At 52.5% G+C, this 2,158-nt stretch carries 1 pseudogene; it reads left to right on the top strand.

The features are described from left to right. Nucleotides 1-2,158, top strand: a pseudogene (locus SIK97_RS00900) (hypothetical protein); the annotation flags it as partial.

Here is a 2,158-nt window from a genome sequence, read left to right as displayed (position 1 = left end):
GGACGCGCGGTGTGGTATGGATTTCCACACGCGGAGCGACGGGTAGCGGAACGCCGGGTTACGATCTGTATATTGATGATATTGTCATCACAGATATAACGGATGCTCAGGCTGTGCAGACTACAGCCGATGCCACGGCTTCTGCCGTTGACTCTCTGACGACGAAAGTCAGCCAGCAGGACAATAATATCAGTAGCATTGGGAACCGGACTACTGCACTGGAAAATGGTTTGTCTGTGACGAACGCCAGTGTTAACAAAAAGGCGGATGCCAACACGGTTCAGACATTGCATCATACGGTGATGCAGCAGGGAAAAGACCTATCCAGTCAGGGGAACGCCATCACCTCCCTGAATAACATGCTAAGCAGCGTTAAAGATGATATTTCGAAAAAAGCCGATACTGCCGCAGTGTTTGCACTGACCAACCGCGTGACTGAGACAGAGCAGAGTATCCGCAGTAATAGTGATGCGGTGACTTCCCTGAGCAGCTCTTTGAGCCAGCAGGCGCGCCGTGGGGCAAATGTTCTGCCTGATGGCACTTGGGAGAGCTACCCGGTTGGTTACAATGTGGCGAATAACCGCGTGTTGGTGACATCCGATGAGGCTTACAGCGGCGCGAAGTGTATCCGCCTCATTCGGGCGAATGACTACAATGCTACCGCCAGCGACAACAATGATTGCCATATTTTCGCCGGCCTGCAGGTCCGTGATGGAGCAACATATTACGTTGAGTTTCGTGTGAAGCCGGATCCGAAAGGAACAGCTATGGCCGATAACGTGCAGTTGTCGGTGGGTTTTTCGCTGCAGGACATGAGCGGTAGTTGGTCCTGGCCTGCACTGACGAAAGCGAAGAAAGACCTTGTCGCTGAAGGCTGGACGAAGGTCTCCGGGTATTTGACCAATAACCGGACCAGTATTAAACAAGCGATGGTACGTCTCTCGGTACCGAATGTGTCAACGGTGAAAGCGGGTAACGCCTTTCTGATAGACGATTTGTTTATCACCGAGGTGACTGATGCGAAAGCAGCTCTTGATGCTGCCGATGCGAATGCGCAGGCTATCATGAACCTGAAAACAACCGTGACGCAGAATGGCGAGGATATTACCTCTCAAGGTAGCAGCATCACGAAGCTGACGAATGACCTGGCTATCACTAATGGCAATGTGAATAAAAAGGCTGATGCAACAGCTCTGCAGACGCTACAGAATACAGTCACGCAGCAGGGGAAAGAGGCCGCTTCACAGGGGACAGCGCTGACGAGTCTGGAAAATAGCCTGAACGGCCTGTCGGTGGGCGGAGTCAATCTTATTCGACATTCTGATACGCTCGACGGATGGAGCAGCAGATCTCCTTCAGAAACCTACCAGGGGGCGAGTGTAGCCTGGACCCGTCTGGTGAAGGGAACCGGAGGTTATGTCCAACTGGATGAGCAAACTCTGGATGTGACGGGGAAAACCGAGTTCATCTATAGTTTTTATGCGAAAGGGGCTTATGCAGCACAAGAAATGACTGCATATTTTTATAACCCGTCAAATACTTCCCGGATTGAAACAAACCAGGGATACAAAAGCTCAGCCGGGGATGGTGCCGCACAGTTTACCCTTACCACCTCATGGCAGCGTTACTGGGTTCGTTGGGTTATTCCGGCCACAGCGGGCACAAAGCGTTTGATCCCGGCCCGTTTGCAGCATGCACCATCCGCGGATAAAGAGGTCTGGCTCTGCCGTCCAAAACTGGAAACAGGCAACGTTGTGACTGACTGGACGCCCAATAATGACGATATTGCTGCAGAGATCCAGGCTAATGCTGGAGCAGTCCAGAACCTGTCCACGCGAGTGACAACTGCGGAGGGGAAAATTACTTCTTCGGGCACAGCGATAACTCGGCTACAGAACGATCTTGCGCTCACACAAGCTGATGTATCGAAAAAAGCCGATACTACCGCCTTGCAAACGGTACAGAACTCCGTCACACAGCAGGACAAAGATATTACGGCAGCGAATAGTGCTATAACTAAACTGACCAGTGACCTTTCGACGACGAACGCCAACGTCAGCAAGAAAGCGGATGCAAGCGCGCTGCAGACGCTGCAGAACACGATCACGCAGCAGGGGGGGACGCTGACCACTCAGGGCAGCGCGATCGTCTCGCTGGA

This window comes from Klebsiella sp. JN_Kp126, assembly GCF_033843325.1.
Classification (GTDB): domain Bacteria; phylum Pseudomonadota; class Gammaproteobacteria; order Enterobacterales; family Enterobacteriaceae; genus Klebsiella; species Klebsiella michiganensis.
Note: the sequence above shows the minus strand (reverse complement) of the source record. Positions and strands in the feature narration are given on the sequence as shown.